The organism is Sulfurimonas sp. (assembly GCF_028713515.1).
In the GTDB taxonomy this organism is placed as follows: Bacteria; Campylobacterota; Campylobacteria; order Campylobacterales; family Sulfurimonadaceae; genus Sulfurimonas.
The window spans coordinates 503,989-517,626 of record NZ_JAQTOD010000001.1 but is presented as its reverse complement, the minus strand read 5'-3'; the positions used below and the strand labels follow the sequence as shown (position 1 = coordinate 517,626).

At 33.8% G+C, this 13,638-nt stretch carries 14 protein-coding genes; 8 read left to right on the top strand and 6 right to left on the bottom strand.

The features are described from left to right. The first annotated feature begins 73 nt into the window (after positions 1 to 73). From aspS to PHV22_RS02605, 4 genes are all read left to right on the top strand, one after another. Positions 74 to 1,828 (top strand): aspartate--tRNA ligase, encoded by a 1,755-nt coding sequence (gene aspS, locus PHV22_RS02620; protein ID WP_295020934.1) that lies wholly within the window; start codon positions 74 to 76, stop codon positions 1,826 to 1,828. A 159-nt stretch (positions 1,829 to 1,987) separates the two neighbouring features. Continuing rightward, a complete protein-coding gene (locus PHV22_RS02615; RefSeq protein ID WP_295020935.1) occupies positions 1,988 to 2,557 on the top strand; it encodes an adenylate kinase in 570 nt (189 codons plus the stop codon). Between the two features lie 304 nt (positions 2,558 to 2,861). Beyond that, positions 2,862 to 3,521, top strand: a complete 660-nt coding sequence (locus PHV22_RS02610; RefSeq protein WP_295020937.1) for a S24 family peptidase — start codon at positions 2,862 to 2,864, stop codon at positions 3,519 to 3,521. A gap of 12 nt (positions 3,522 to 3,533) precedes the next feature. Then, positions 3,534 to 4,985 (top strand): SH3 domain-containing C40 family peptidase, encoded by a 1,452-nt coding sequence (locus PHV22_RS02605; RefSeq protein ID WP_295020939.1) that lies wholly within the window; start codon positions 3,534 to 3,536, stop codon positions 4,983 to 4,985. A gap of 40 nt (positions 4,986 to 5,025) precedes the next feature. Here the strand turns inward: PHV22_RS02605 and PHV22_RS02600 are convergent, their stop codons facing one another. Together PHV22_RS02600 and PHV22_RS02595 are read right to left on the bottom strand one after the other, a co-directional pair. Next, positions 5,026 to 5,331, bottom strand: a complete 306-nt coding sequence (locus PHV22_RS02600) for a hypothetical protein (protein WP_295020940.1) — start codon at positions 5,329 to 5,331, stop codon at positions 5,026 to 5,028. 101 nt (positions 5,332 to 5,432) lie between these two features. Then, positions 5,433 to 6,629 carry a tetrahydrodipicolinate N-succinyltransferase N-terminal domain-containing protein gene (locus PHV22_RS02595; RefSeq protein WP_299945596.1) on the bottom strand — a complete coding sequence of 399 codons (1,197 nt, stop codon included), beginning with the start codon at positions 6,627 to 6,629 and terminating at the stop codon, positions 5,433 to 5,435. Positions 6,630 to 6,705: 76 nt separating this feature from the next. On the opposite strand from PHV22_RS02595, the gene PHV22_RS02590 reads away from it, so the two are divergent. Beyond that, complete coding sequence (locus PHV22_RS02590; RefSeq protein ID WP_295020944.1) at positions 6,706 to 7,209, top strand: ankyrin repeat domain-containing protein; 504 nt, start codon at positions 6,706 to 6,708, stop codon at positions 7,207 to 7,209. Positions 7,210 to 7,272: 63 nt separating this feature from the next. Here PHV22_RS02590 and PHV22_RS02585 read toward each other — a convergent pair whose 3' ends face one another. After that, on the bottom strand, positions 7,273 to 7,938 hold the full coding sequence (locus PHV22_RS02585; protein ID WP_295020946.1) for a DUF6166 domain-containing protein: 666 nt from the start codon (positions 7,936 to 7,938) through the stop codon (positions 7,273 to 7,275). Positions 7,939 to 8,254: 316 nt separating this feature from the next. Between PHV22_RS02585 and PHV22_RS02580 the strand changes: the two genes are divergently transcribed. The 3 genes from PHV22_RS02580 (at position 8,255) to PHV22_RS02570 (ending at position 10,727) form a co-directional block, all read left to right on the top strand. Continuing rightward, entirely contained in the window at positions 8,255 to 9,031 is a 777-nt protein-coding gene (locus PHV22_RS02580) for a TOBE domain-containing protein (RefSeq protein WP_299945592.1), read from the top strand. Between the two features lie 143 nt (positions 9,032 to 9,174). Next, a complete protein-coding gene (gene modB, locus PHV22_RS02575) occupies positions 9,175 to 9,870 on the top strand; it encodes a molybdate ABC transporter permease subunit (protein ID WP_299945589.1) in 696 nt (231 codons plus the stop codon). Beyond that, entirely contained in the window at positions 9,870 to 10,727 is an 858-nt protein-coding gene (locus tag PHV22_RS02570) for an ABC transporter ATP-binding protein (RefSeq protein ID WP_299945586.1), read from the top strand. The genes modB and PHV22_RS02570 overlap by 1 nt, the downstream gene beginning before the upstream one ends. 61 nt (positions 10,728 to 10,788) lie before the next feature. On the opposite strand, the gene PHV22_RS02565 is transcribed toward PHV22_RS02570, so the two are convergent. Genes PHV22_RS02565 through hemH form a run of 3 tightly spaced genes read right to left on the bottom strand, consistent with a single transcriptional unit; the run spans position 10,789 to position 13,636 of the window. Continuing rightward, on the bottom strand, positions 10,789 to 12,018 hold the full coding sequence (locus tag PHV22_RS02565; protein ID WP_295020954.1) for a hypothetical protein: 1,230 nt from the start codon (positions 12,016 to 12,018) through the stop codon (positions 10,789 to 10,791). 31 nt (positions 12,019 to 12,049) lie between these two features. Beyond that, entirely contained in the window at positions 12,050 to 12,679 is a 630-nt protein-coding gene (locus PHV22_RS02560) for an HAD family hydrolase (RefSeq protein WP_295020956.1), read from the bottom strand. 6 nt (positions 12,680 to 12,685) lie between these two features. Further along, positions 12,686 to 13,636 carry a ferrochelatase gene (hemH, locus tag PHV22_RS02555; protein WP_299945582.1) on the bottom strand — a complete coding sequence of 317 codons (951 nt, stop codon included), beginning with the start codon at positions 13,634 to 13,636 and terminating at the stop codon, positions 12,686 to 12,688. Positions 13,637 to 13,638: the final 2 nt, after the last annotated feature.

Genomic DNA, 13,638 nt, shown 5'->3' with positions numbered 1-13,638 from the left:
TAAAGTAGCTCTAATTGTTCAATAAGTCCTATTTAGATACAATCGCGAAAATTATTTATAGGACTCTATTATTATGAGAAGTCATTATTGTGCAGAATTAAACGAGAAAAATGTAGGTGAAAATGTTGTTTTAGCCGGCTGGGTAAACAATCATCGTAATCATGGTGGTATTATTTTCATAGATTTACGCGACAAAAGCGGATTGATTCAACTTGTTTGTGATCCAACAGATAATGTCGATGCTCACAAGATTGCAGATAGTGTTCGTGATGAGTTTGTCCTAATTGTAAAAGGTAAAATTCGTCATCGTGGCGAGGGTTTAGTAAATCCTAAGCTAAAGACTGGTGCAATTGAAGTTGTTGTAGATGAACTTATAATCGAGAACAAAAGTGCTACAGTTCCCTTTACTATTGGCGACAAAAGTGTTGGCGAAGAGACAAGGCTTAAGTATCGTTACCTAGAACTCAGAGATCCTGATCTATACGAATCATTTCGTCTTCGTTCAAAAGCAGCTATTGCAGCAAGAAACATTCTTGATGCAAATGGATTCTTAGAAGTTGAAACACCGATTTTGACAAAATCAACTCCTGAGGGCGCTAGAGATTATTTGGTTCCATCTCGTGTTCACAGCGGAGAGTTTTACGCACTTCCGCAATCTCCTCAACTCTTCAAGCAACTTCTAATGGTTGGCGGATTTGATAGATATTTTCAGATAGCAAAATGTTTTCGTGATGAAGATTTAAGAGCAGATCGTCAACCTGAATTTACTCAAATAGATGTTGAGATGAGTTTTTGTAATCAAGAGGATGTCATTAAAGTAGCAGAAGATTTGCTTATCGCTATGTTTGGTGCGTGTGGCATTGAAGTTAAACCACCATTTAACCGCATCAACTATCAAGATGCTATGGAGTGGTATGGTTCTGATAAACCTGACTTAAGATATGACCTCAAAATGGTAGATGTTATTGATATTTTCCAGAGATGCAGCAATGAAATTTTTACAAAAATTGCTTCATATCCACAAAAAAATCGCATAAAAGCTCTTAGAGTTCCGAAAGCTGACCTCATTTTCTCAAAAAGAGAGATGAGTAGTTTTGAGGACTTTGTAAAGAAATTTGGTGCTGGCGGGCTTGGATATTTTCAACTCAAAGAAGATGGACTAAAGGGTCCACTTGTTAAGTTTTTCAGCGAAGAAGATATTGATTTAATCATAGAAAGAACTGAGCTTGAAGTTGGTGATGTCGTTTTCTTTGGTGCAGGTGAGAAAAAAACTGTGCTTGATTATATGGGAAGATTTAGAATTTTTATAGCAGAACACGAGAAAATGAACCTTATAGATGAAAATAGATTTGAGTTTGTGTGGGTTGTTGATTTCCCAATGTTTGAGGTTGAAGATGGAAAGATAAAAGCACTGCATCATCCATTTACGATGCCAAAAGATACAAACAAAGAGAACCTTGAAGAGATAGAATCTATCGCTTACGACATAGTTTTAAACGGCACAGAACTCGGTGGCGGAAGTATCCGTATCCATAAAGAAGAGCTTCAAGAAGAGATATTTAAACTGCTTGGAATCGGCGAAGAAGAAGCTAGAGAAAAGTTTGGCTTTTTACTAGATGCGCTTAAGTTTGGCGCTCCTCCACATGGCGGTTTTGCAATCGGATTTGATAGACTCATGATGTTAATTTTGAAAAAATCGAGTATCCGCGATGTTATAGCATTCCCTAAAACTCAAAAAGCTTCTTGTATCCTTACAAAAGCACCAAGTGAGGTTGATGCTATTCAACTTAGAGATTTGCATATCAGACTTCGCGATGTCAGTAAATAACCACTAAAACGAACAAGTCCGTTTTAGTGAGAGAGACTTACCGTCCCTTCCAACCCCATAAAGCTACGAAAAACGAGTTTTTCGAGAATTACAAGGTATGTTGCGCTCTTTTTTACAAAAATGCATAACATTAATAAATAAATTCAAAAGGAGAAAAAAATGAAAAAACTATTTTTAATTATTGGCGCCCCAGGCTCAGGAAAAACAACGGATGCAGAGCTAATCTCTGCAAATAATGACAACATCACTCACTACTCAACTGGAGATATGTTTCGCGCAGAAGTTGCAAGTGGTAGCGAGAGAGGCAAAGAGATAGAGTCATATATTTCTAAGGGAAATCTTGTTCCTATAGCTATAGTAATTGAGACAATTGTTGGCGCGATCAAAAAAGCTCCTACTGATGTTGTTGTGATTGATGGCTATCCAAGAAGCACAGAGCAGATGAATGAGCTAGATGCATACTTAGCTAAAGAGAGCAGCGTTACGCTTGTTAGCGTAATCGAAGTTTTTGTAAGCGAAGAGACTGCTAGAGATAGAGTTTTGGGTCGTGCTCGTGGCGCTGATGACAACAATGAAGTCTTTGACAATCGCATGAAAGTTTACACTGATCCACTAGTGGATATTCAAAATTTCTACAATGCTAAAAATATCTTAAAAGTCATAAGTGGCGAGGGAACTATCGCTGAGATAGTTTTAGAGATGGAAACATTTGTAAAGTCTAAAATCTAAACACCTCTACAATACCAAATCCAACTAATTTTATATTTTAAAGTCTAGTTGGATTGGTTCTTATTAAAATAATCTACTTGCAAACACTTCAACCTTAGCTTCAAATATCTCAAATAAACTTTTTGCATTTTCTATAATATGTACCATGACAAATCCTTATATTTTTTTAATTCACATATCATATGAAATTCTAAAAATATTTTAAAAAATATTGCAATTTGTCATATTTTTTTTGACTAAATACAAAAATAGTATTATAATTCTACTAATACAGCCAATAAGAGCTATTTTGAAATGAGATAAAATGAAAAGTTTTTCAGATATAGTCGAAGAGATTAAGAGTATCGTATCTACTGAATTCAGTGATAAAAAGATTTTTGACAAGGATATAGCAGATATACTGCAAATATCACAAATGAACTTTGCAACAATGAGAAAGAGAAACAAGATTCCTTTTAGTGAACTTCTTGATTTTTGCGCAACTAAATCAATCTCCATAAACTGGCTACTCTACGGTCAATCTCCAGAGAGTTTAGTTGAGGCAACAAATAAATTTTTTGTTATCAAATACTTTAATAATATCAGCGCTTCAGCTGGTGGTGGAGCTGATGCTCAAGATGAAGAGACAAAAGGACTTGAGATACCAAGAGAGTTTGTATTCATGCTTGGCGGAGAAAAAGAGCTAAAGTACATTGAGGCAATAAATGTGTCTGGCGACTCAATGGAACCTACTTTTAGTTATGATGATATAATTTTTGTAAACAAAAACAAGACAGACTTTAAAAAAGGTGGTATCTTTGCTTTTAAAACCGAATCTGGACTTTTTATAAAGAGATTTCAAAAAAGAATAGACGACAAAGTTGATATAATTTCAGACAATCAAGTCTACTCCAAACAAACGCTTCATATATCAGAGATAGAAATCATTGGTAAAGTTGTAAGCAAATTTGGCAGTGTCAATTAAAAAGGTTTTATTTTGAAGTATATTATTTTAGTTATATCTATTTTCATTTTTACTGGCTGTCTTAACAGAGAAGTTGAGATAGAAAGAGTGAATTCTAACAAGATAGCAAGAGAAGAAAAAGACCAAAATATAAGTAAAATTGAAAATAATACAATCAAAGAAATACTCATAGATAGAGATAACAACTCAACAAAAAATGAGATGATAGATAAATCCCAAACTTCAAAAAAATTAGAAATTAAAGATCTAACTACTATACCCCAAGATGTAAACTTTTATCTTAAAGATCTTGACATTAACGAAACAATCTATACTATACAAAACAGATACAAACAAAACTACTTCAGAGTATGGAATAGTAAAAGTCCGTCAGAGGATTTAAAGTCCATAAAATGGCCATTTAACGCTTATCGTGCTGAAAAAAGTTATGGTGAAAATTTCCAGCCTTTAAAGCAGATTTTTTTTGACGAGATGCTTTTAAATTCAAATTTTGAATCATTTGCAACTGTTAATGAAAATGCGATAACTACCAAAGAGTGTAGTTTAAGATCATTTCCTACAATAAAACCTCTTCTTAAAAATCCATCAATAGCAGGAGAAGGCTTTCCATTTGATTATCTTCAAAATAGCTCAATCCACGCAAATGAGCCAATTTTAATATCTCACTACTCCCTAGATAAAGAGTGGGCATATGTCTTTAGTAGCTTTGCATCTGGATGGATTAAAACTGATCAATTTGCAATAATAGAAGATGATATAAGTCATGCACTGCAAGAATATGATCAAATAAGCATAACAAAAGAGGATATTCCTATTTATGGCGATGATGGTGAATTTTTATTTAAATCAAAAGTTGGTATGCTTTTTCCATTAATATCAGAAAATGGAGAGTCTTACACAATTCTAACAATTTCATCATATAAAAATTCAAAACCTCTATATCTAGAATCAAAAATATTAAAAAAATTTGCAACTAAAAATATATTAAAATTAAATAGAGATAACCTAAGCGTGATTGTAGGCGAGGTATCAAGGACAAACTACGGCTGGGGTGGTATATATGAACAGAGAGATTGCTCATCAATGATGAGAGATTTATTTACTCCATTTGGTATATGGCTTCCAAGAAATTCATCTCAACAAAGCAAAATTGGTAAAGTAATCTCGCTAAAAAATCTAACAGACGAAGAGAAGATAGAGACTATAAAAAATAGTGCTGTGCCATTCCAGACACTGTTTTATAAAAAAGGACATATAGTTCTTTATGCTGGAGTATATAATAATGAAATTATTGTATTTCATAATGTATGGGGAATAAAAACTAAAAAAGATAACATTGAAGGAAGAATTGTTATAGGCAAACCAATTTTTAGTACTCTAAAGCTTGGAGCAGAACAAGAAAATTTTGATATTAGCAGCGAAATGCTAAGAAATTTAAAAAGCCTAAATATAATTACACGCTAGCTATAAAATAAATTACCTATTTTTTTGCTTGACTTAAACTTTACGCCTTTATATCAAGAAGCGAGCCAAGCATACTATCGTATGTTTTTATTGCTGCAACATTTGAATCTACTGCTCTATTTGCAATTATTTGATTGGGAATCTCTTTTGCTAAATCAGTTTGACTCTTAAGCGAACCATTACTGTCTGCTTTTCTGATATTTGGTGTTACAGAATTTTTTGAATCTTGAATCTTTGTATCACTTGGTACAAACCCATCTGTATTAACATTTGCAACATTGTTGGCACTTACATTAAGCATAGTGGTATGAGCTTGAATTGATGAAATATTATTTGAGATATTCATAACAAATCCTTTTATGTATATTTCTAGTCATAGAAACTTTATGACTTTCTATGACTATTATAGTTTTGTCAAACTAAAACTATTATTATTAAAATAAACTACTAATGCAGATCTGCATTTAATTTAACTTCTCTTATACTTCTTTGAACAAGGTAAAGTCCAGTTTGAGAGTTCTGTCTAAAATGAAGCCCATTTAACCCTGCAAGCTCACTGCCCTTCATTATATTTGATAGCTCTGCTTTTGGGTTCACTGCCTGAATCTCGGATATCTCTTCATCGTTGATATGTATCTTTGTTCCTGCCAAAACAGCTAATCCAGCATCTATAATACAGCCATCGCCAAGAGGAATTCCGCAGGTTGAATTCGCACCTAGAAGTGTATTTTTACCTATCGTAATTGGATTTCCATCTGTTCCACTAAGTACACCCAGTATTGAAGCACCACCACCAACATCACTTCCAGCTCCAACTATAGCCGAACTAGAAATTCTACCCTCAACCATTACTGGACCCGTTGTTCCTGCATTAAAGTTTATATACGAAGCACCTGGCATAACTGTTGTTCCAGCTGCCAATTGTGCTCCAAATCTAACTTTTGAAGTATCTAGTATGCGAGTATTATCAGCTGGGATGATATGTTGTAAAAATCTTGGGAATTTATCTATGAAATCAATATGAGGATATTCACCTGAGAGTTTTAACTCTATCTCAAACTCACGAAGATAATCAAGTTCTATTGGCTTACCGTTTGACCACGCAAGGTTTTGAAGTACTCCAAATGCACCATTAAGGTTTAGGCTTCTAAGCTCAACTTTAGCTTGTGAGATTGCATATAGTTTTAAATAAGTTGCCTCAACACTCTTTAGCGGCTCATCATCAAAGATAAATACAACTTTAAATTCGCCATCAAAAGAGCCTCTATTCATAATTTGATTATAGAGAGCAGATATAACTTGAATATTTTTATGAGCATCTCCGTACGCTTCGTCAGAGTAGACAGAAAAAGCGTTGAGAGCACTTTTTAAAAACTCACTATTTATATCACAAACAACTTCACTTTTTGAAAAATCTACGATAGTGCCCTGCTCTGCCAATGCTTTTATAAAAATGGCTGCGCTTCCAAAATTTTCATTCCAATTAATTACCGGATAAGTAGCCTGAAGTGTTTTTCCAATCTCTATCTTTCCCAAATCTACTCTACATACACCAAACGCCAAAGGATTTCTATATCCAGCGGTTGTCGTTTTTATATCTTCAATTAGTGCTTTAAAAGCATCTTGCGTTTCTATGATTTGCATAAATTCTCACTTAAAATTTTAGTTTGGCGAATTATACTTAAAATATAACTAATAACTATTTCTATATACTGCTGACATGAACAAATGGATTGAATTATTAAATAACAACAGTATCATTGATATTAAAAAATATCTAAAAGATGGTGCTGATATAAATGAAGCTAATGAAAGTGGGGAATCAGTTCTAGCAATGTCACTCAGATATGGGTGTGACCTTGATTTAATTATGTTTCTTATAGAAAACAAGGCAGATATATATGATTTTGATGACAATGGGGTAACTATTTTTGACATGGCAATATCTTACAATAACATAGAGATTGTAAGATATTTTATTAGTAATGGAATAGATGTAAATGAAACAAAAAGAAAAAGTAGATTTACACCTCTAATGGCCGCTACATGTTATGGAAGAGTTGAAATTGCCAAAATACTTATAGAAAATGGAGCAGACAAAAATGCTGTTGATTCCAAAGGTATAAGTGTTACAGACTTTGCAAGAAAGATGAATAAAAAAAGTATTTTATCTCTTCTTGAGTATGATGATAGCCTACCTAAAAATAGGTCTTATGCTAGATGATTGCTAGCTTATAAACCTACTTTTATTATAAAACAAATCTTAATTAATTTTTAGCGTGCAAAATCAAGATACATTTAACAATTTTGTAAAGCTTTTATAACTATCTATAATCTCTTTGGTTTTCTGATTTTGGGCATAAAACTCTATCGCCTTTTTCCCAAGTCGTGGAATCTCATTTTTTACAGCCCAACTGCTTACGGTTCCCTCTGGAATCTCCAAAATAGAAGCCAACTCTTTTTGAGTTATCTTAAGCTCATCACATGCTTTTTTGACAACATTGCATTTTTTCTTTGATGTTTCATCTCTCTTTTTTGGTATCGTGTCTCGTGGAATTAATGTTCTGAGGTTAATATTTATTGGCATTCTAGAATTTTTTTCATCTGTTTTACTATTATCTAGAACTTTTTCTGCTACTTTTTTATGATTAGACATCCATCTTACAACATCAGAAGCAACTAAAATCCAATCTTTATAATTTAGTTCTTGAACTGTGTCAGCAGTAAATTCTATATAGTTTTCTCTAGCAAACTCTTCATCACTTAGTTGAAATAAAATAGAAAAAGCAAGCTGCCTAGAACCAGAAGAGCTATTTCCCCAATCAAAACCGCTGTTACACTCACTGAATATCTCATATCTTAATGGTAGCTCAAGCTCCCCGTATGTTACAAATTTCGCACCAAGAAAAGTTCTATGACCCTTAAAAACATGATTATTTCTGATAAACTCCATCTTCTACCTCTATAATTTAAATGTATAACTTCGGTTCATTTTCTTATCTTCTTTATTTGAATGTAGAAAAGAGTGTCTATAACCTGCGTATATTAGAATGATGAGCAATAATAGTACCAATAACCAAACAAACATGACAGATTTCCTTGACTTATACTTTTTAAAGAGTGTTAAATTATATCGGCATCACCCAATATATGTTTAACATTAAAATACTTTATGGTTAATATTTATCTATATGCACAATATTTTTTCATAATATTCATAAAGCTTAAAAGGATAAATATCCTATAATTAAGCAAATTAAGGATATATCATGAAAATAGATGGTCGATTTTGGCTCACTAAAGATGGACAAAGTTTTTTAGGCTTGGGTCGCATTGAACTACTTGAGAGAATTGATAAAACTGGTTCTATTCTTGCAGCAGCTAAAGAGATGAAAATGAGCTATAAAGCAGCATGGGAGCGAATCAATGGAATGAATGCTCTTGCTGATCAGCCACTTATCGAGAGAATGACTGGTGGCAAGGGAGGAGGAGGAACAAAGCTCACCCTCTATGCCCATGAACTAATCGCCACTTTTTATCGTCTTAATGAATTACATCATCAATTTATCGACCGTTTTTCAGAAGCAGGAGACAATCCTGAGCATTTAGCACAAATACTTAGTCGTACTTTTCTCACAACTAGCGCACGAAATCAACTTCCATGTAGTTTACAAAATATCCAACTCAATGGTCTTTACTCAACGCTCACCCTCTCTTTAAACGGTACGGATACGCTCTTGTCCACTATTACAACTAAATCTGTAGAAAATATGGGACTAGCGGTAGGATGTACTCTTTATGCAATAATAAAATCAAGTGATATAACTGTAGTATCATCTCAATCCAACCTAGATGATACAAATAATATTTTATATGGAACAATCGAATCCATTAACGGTGTTGAGAAAAATAGAGAGATTATCCTTCGTCTTAAAGGTGGCACACAACTCGTTGCGCTCGAGAGACAACCATCTGTTTGTGATTTAAAGGTTGGTTCACAAGCTTGTGCTATCATCTCTCCTATGCACATTATCATCGGCATATAGACTATTAAGGGAAATTTTAAGTGTTTGTTCTATAATTCATTATATCTTTAGAAATACAACGAAGAATACGAATAAGCAAGTTTTAAACTAGCATCCTACAATAAGTTTAAATTTGTAAATAACACAACTACTAAGGCATATCAGTGAGTGAACATATTTTTTCAAGTTATGAATTTTGGGAACCTTTCCTTTTGACACTAAAACTAGCCCTAATAACTACCATTTTTTTATTTATAATAGGAGTTCCACTAGCCTATTATCTAGCATTTAGCCGTAATCGTTTTATTTCAATAATAGAAGCCCTTGTGGCAATGCCACTTGTTCTTCCTCCATCAGTATTGGGGTTTTACTTTCTATTGGCATTTAGTCAAGATGGTTTTTTAGGAGGAGTTTGGAAAGAACTATTTGGACATCAACTTGCATTTCATTTTGAAGGCCTAGTAATTGGCTCAATTGTCTTTAGTCTTCCATTTATGGTCCATCCTATTTTAGCTGGACTAAAAGGAGTAGATACTAATCAGATTGAAGCATCTTACACAATGGGTAAAAGCCGTCTTGCAACACTACTCAAAGTGATTCTTCCTACCATCAAGCCATCACTTATTGCAGGAGGAGTAATCTCATTTGCTCATACTGTTGGAGAATTCGGCGTGGTTCTTATGATTGGTGGAAATATTGATGGGGAAACAAAGGTGGTATCTATCGCTATATATGATCAAGTAGAGACGCTTAATTATATAGTTGCGCATGCTTACTCTTTGATTTTATTTATCTTCTCTTTTGCGGTTTTATGGTTTGTATATCTTAAAACAAATAAACACCGTCTAGGTGGATTGTGATGATTAAGATAGATATTAAAAAGATGCTCAATGGTGCATATGGGATAATCAATTTTGAACTATCCCATACATTTGAAAAAAATGAATTTTGGACAATTTTTGGAGAGTCTGGAATTGGAAAAACAACTCTGTTGAGAATGATTGCAGGTCTTGAAATCCCAGATAGTGGAACCATTGAAGTGGACGGCGTTGTATGGTTTGATAGTAAATATAAAATAAATCTAACACCGCAAAAGAGACGCGTTGGTTTCGTGTTTCAAAGTTATGCACTTTTTGAACATATGAGTGTTTTAGAAAATCTTCTTTTTGCTCAACCTACTCCAGATAAAATAAAAGCTACAAAAGTTTTGGAAATTATGGGACTAAGAGACTTAGCCTCTCGTAATCCACAAACACTCTCTGGAGGACAACAACAAAGAGTTGCACTAGCTAGAGCAATCGTTCAAGAGCCAAAAGTGTTACTGCTTGATGAGCCACTCTCATCTCTTGATACAATCACCAGACTAAGGCTTCAGGATGAGCTTAAACGAACCCATGAACAGTTTGGACTGTTGACACTTATGGTCTCACATGATCAAAGTGAAGCAATTAAGCTTTCAGACCAAATACTATGGATAAAAGATGGTATAAAGTTTAAAACTGGCTCTCCCAAAGCCCTGTTCTTGCCAAAAACATTATCAGGCGGATTCTCCTTTTTAGGGAAAATTATTTCTATAGAACATCGTGACACTTCAAGTATGATAATAGTAGAAATTGGGCAAAATTTAATAGAAAAAAAAGTTACTCAAGAAGAAGCTAGCACTTACAGCGTTGGGCAAGAGATAACCATAGTTGCCAAAACATTCGATTTAATATAATTATTAATGATATTAAATAAAATTCTCTATCTTTTTCCAGCATAATTGTAAAAATTCACAATTATGATAAGTAACCTTTTTGCAGATTTATCTTCTTGGAGAGTATCTGTACGCTCTCAGTTATGTTGTCTCCAGCTATGTGATAATGCTCGTGAAGTTTTTCTATAGACTCTTCTATCTTAGTGCTTAAACTATGGCTTAAATCATCTATCTGGCTCTTCATCTCTTCTATATGTTTTATCTCTGTATATCTCATGTCTCTTACAATAAAAGTTAACTCCGCCTGTGCCTTAACATAATCCGTTTTTATATCCTCAATCTCGCTTACCAAATCTTTTACAACATGATAAGTGTCATGCAATCCACTGTTTTGCTCTTTTATTTCACTCATCTTTTTAGACGATAAAACCATCTGTTTCATTATGATTTCACTCTGTTCTTTTATGACGCTGAGCTTGCTTTCACTCTCATATAACGCCGTATTCATACTCTCTGTATGGGACTTAAGAGATATTAGTTGCTTCTCAAATATTTTTGCAACTTCTAACAGTTGACCTGAAACACTACTTACAATATCTTGCGAAACAGTGCTTGAAATAGTTATCACGCTATTTTTAAGTCCCTCTAAATCACCAATCATTTCATCTCTGTCATCAACTGCTTTTTGAAGCGTGCTTTTTACCTTGTTGAAGTGGTCTTGTTCTGTTATACGAAGTATGTCTATATGTTTATGAAACACATCATCAAGGGATGGCAACTGCACCTCAGTGAAGTTCTCAAACAACTTTGTTATTCCTTTGTGCCATCTCTGCATCTCATCAAACTTCTCTAAAAATTTATCTTGATTTATCTGAATTGCTTCTAGAACTTTTATATCTTTTTTAAACTTTTCTCTCGTGTCATGTTGTGCCAATCTATCTTCATTTTGGTTTGTTATCATCGCTTTTTCTAGGTCTGAGGCAAACTCTTTTAACTGTGTAATCTGCTCAATTAGTGCTTTTGTAAACTCAAACTGAATCTTTGATTGCTCTGATTGTTGTGTTTGGTGCATGATGTTCATAATCATATACAGAAGAAGTGAGACAAAAAGTGGAGAGAGTGATCCTTTTAATACAAGAAAAATATCACTATTATGTGGCTGAATCATAAAATGAACAACACCACTAAGCGCCCCAATCCCAAGCATTAACGGCGCATAATTAATCTTATTTGGTTGTTTAAGTATAGAAGTTTGTCTTAAAAAAAGCAGTCCCATAAATACAAATGCTACCAGTAAATCAATATCAAACAAGATTTATCCTTTTATAATTTTGATTATTCTATCATAAAACTATCTCTAATATCTCTTTTGGATTCTTTAAAGTCACTCCACCAACGCCATTGGAACTAAATCCCCAAGTTACAAATATTGGAGCTATTCCTGCATTTTTAGCACTTAACATATCTTTGGAATTGTCTCCAATCATCCATGCTTTATGACTATTTTTATTAAAACCGTAAAACTTTAAAATAGTGTTTAGCATCTCAGGATCTGGCTTGATGGCTTTAACTCTGTCTGATCCGATTACTATGTCAAACAACTCATAAACACCAAGATGGCTCAACATCCTAACGGCAAACTCAGTTGGTGCATTTGTTGCAACAGAGATCTTAACGCTGCACTCAACCAATCTATGCAAAACTTCTTTTACACCACCATAAAGATATGAGTTTTGCACACACTGCACCGCATAATGCTCCTCAAAAAGCGCCTTATCTTCACTAAGGTAAATATCACTATTATAAAATAGTTTTGCCAGATTTCTATCGTGCATATTTATGGCATCAACCACAAACTCTTCGCTTAATGGTGGCAATTTATGATTGATTTTTCTTGTGTGGTTTATGGAAATTGTTATATCTTTTTTGGAATCAAGAAGCGTTCCATCCATATCAAATATAACTACCTTCATAATGTTTTATTGCATCTTGTGGTATATCTCTGCTAGTGCATCAACAAAAATATCACTATCGTTTAGGCATCTACAAACTCTATAATGTTTAAAACCAAACTCATGCGCTAGCTCTCTATACTCAATATCTAGCTCATAATCTGTCTCTGAGTTGTCTATTGTAAAAGATATAGGGTAGATTATAACGCCGCGGTTTCTTATATACTCTAACTTCTCTTCAAGGGATGGTTTAAGCCACTTCATTGGACCTACTTTTGATTGATAAGCTAGATGAATCTCATGAAAATCCATACCTTCATCTTTAAGTAGATTACTTAGAATCTCTACATGTCTATTTATATGCTGCTCATAAACATCACCATTGTCAATTATTTTTTGAGGCAGGCCATGAGCTGAAAAAATAATATCAAACTCAGAGCAAGGATCATCACCTACAGCTTCTTTTATTCGCTCTATAATAGCTCTGTTAAATGTTTGATTTTGAAAAAAGTGTTTAATCTCACTTAGTATTGCATCTCCACCGAACTCCAAATAGACCTCTTCAAAATCTTCCAAAGATGATTTTGTTGTAGTTGTTGAGTACTGCGGATAGAGCGGTATCAGATATATTCTATCAATCTCTTCTCTGTTTAATCTCTCTATAGCTTCCTCTGCATATGGTGGAGTGTATCTCATAGCAAAATCAACTACAACACCGTTTCCAACTCTGCTTTGAAGTCTCTCTACAAGATTCCTGGTATGGCTTACGATTGGGGAACTTCCACCAATCTCTCTGTAGATTCCTTGTGATTTCTCAGCTCTGCTGAAAGTGATTAGATTTGCCAATATGCTTCTTAGAAAATCACTTTTAAAGGTTAATATATTTTTATCATTAAACATATTTTTTAGAAAAACTTCAACCTCATCAAGGTTATTTGGTCCACCCATGTTAAGTAAAACTATTGCCTCTTTTTTCAACT

Bases quoted from the DNA above. Each gene is read 5' to 3' on its own strand.
- PHV22_RS02615 (WP_295020935.1), top strand. From the start codon at position 1,988: ATGAAAAAACTATTTTTAATTATTGGCGCCCCAGGCTCAGGAAAAACA.
- PHV22_RS02560 (WP_295020956.1), bottom strand. From the start codon at position 12,679: ATGAAGGTAGTTATATTTGATATGGATGGAACGCTTCTTGATTCCAAA.
- PHV22_RS02610 (WP_295020937.1), top strand. From the start codon at position 2,862: ATGAAAAGTTTTTCAGATATAGTCGAAGAGATTAAGAGTATCGTATCT.
- PHV22_RS02580 (WP_299945592.1), top strand. From the start codon at position 8,255: ATGAAAATAGATGGTCGATTTTGGCTCACTAAAGATGGACAAAGTTTT.
- PHV22_RS02595 (WP_299945596.1), bottom strand. From the start codon at position 6,629: ATGCAAATCATAGAAACGCAAGATGCTTTTAAAGCACTAATTGAAGAT.
- PHV22_RS02590 (WP_295020944.1), top strand. From the start codon at position 6,706: ATGAACAAATGGATTGAATTATTAAATAACAACAGTATCATTGATATT.
- PHV22_RS02570 (WP_299945586.1), top strand. From the start codon at position 9,870: ATGATTAAGATAGATATTAAAAAGATGCTCAATGGTGCATATGGGATA.
- PHV22_RS02585 (WP_295020946.1), bottom strand. From the start codon at position 7,938: ATGGAGTTTATCAGAAATAATCATGTTTTTAAGGGTCATAGAACTTTT.
- PHV22_RS02600 (WP_295020940.1), bottom strand. From the start codon at position 5,331: ATGAATATCTCAAATAATATTTCATCAATTCAAGCTCATACCACTATG.
- aspS (WP_295020934.1), top strand. From the start codon at position 74: ATGAGAAGTCATTATTGTGCAGAATTAAACGAGAAAAATGTAGGTGAA.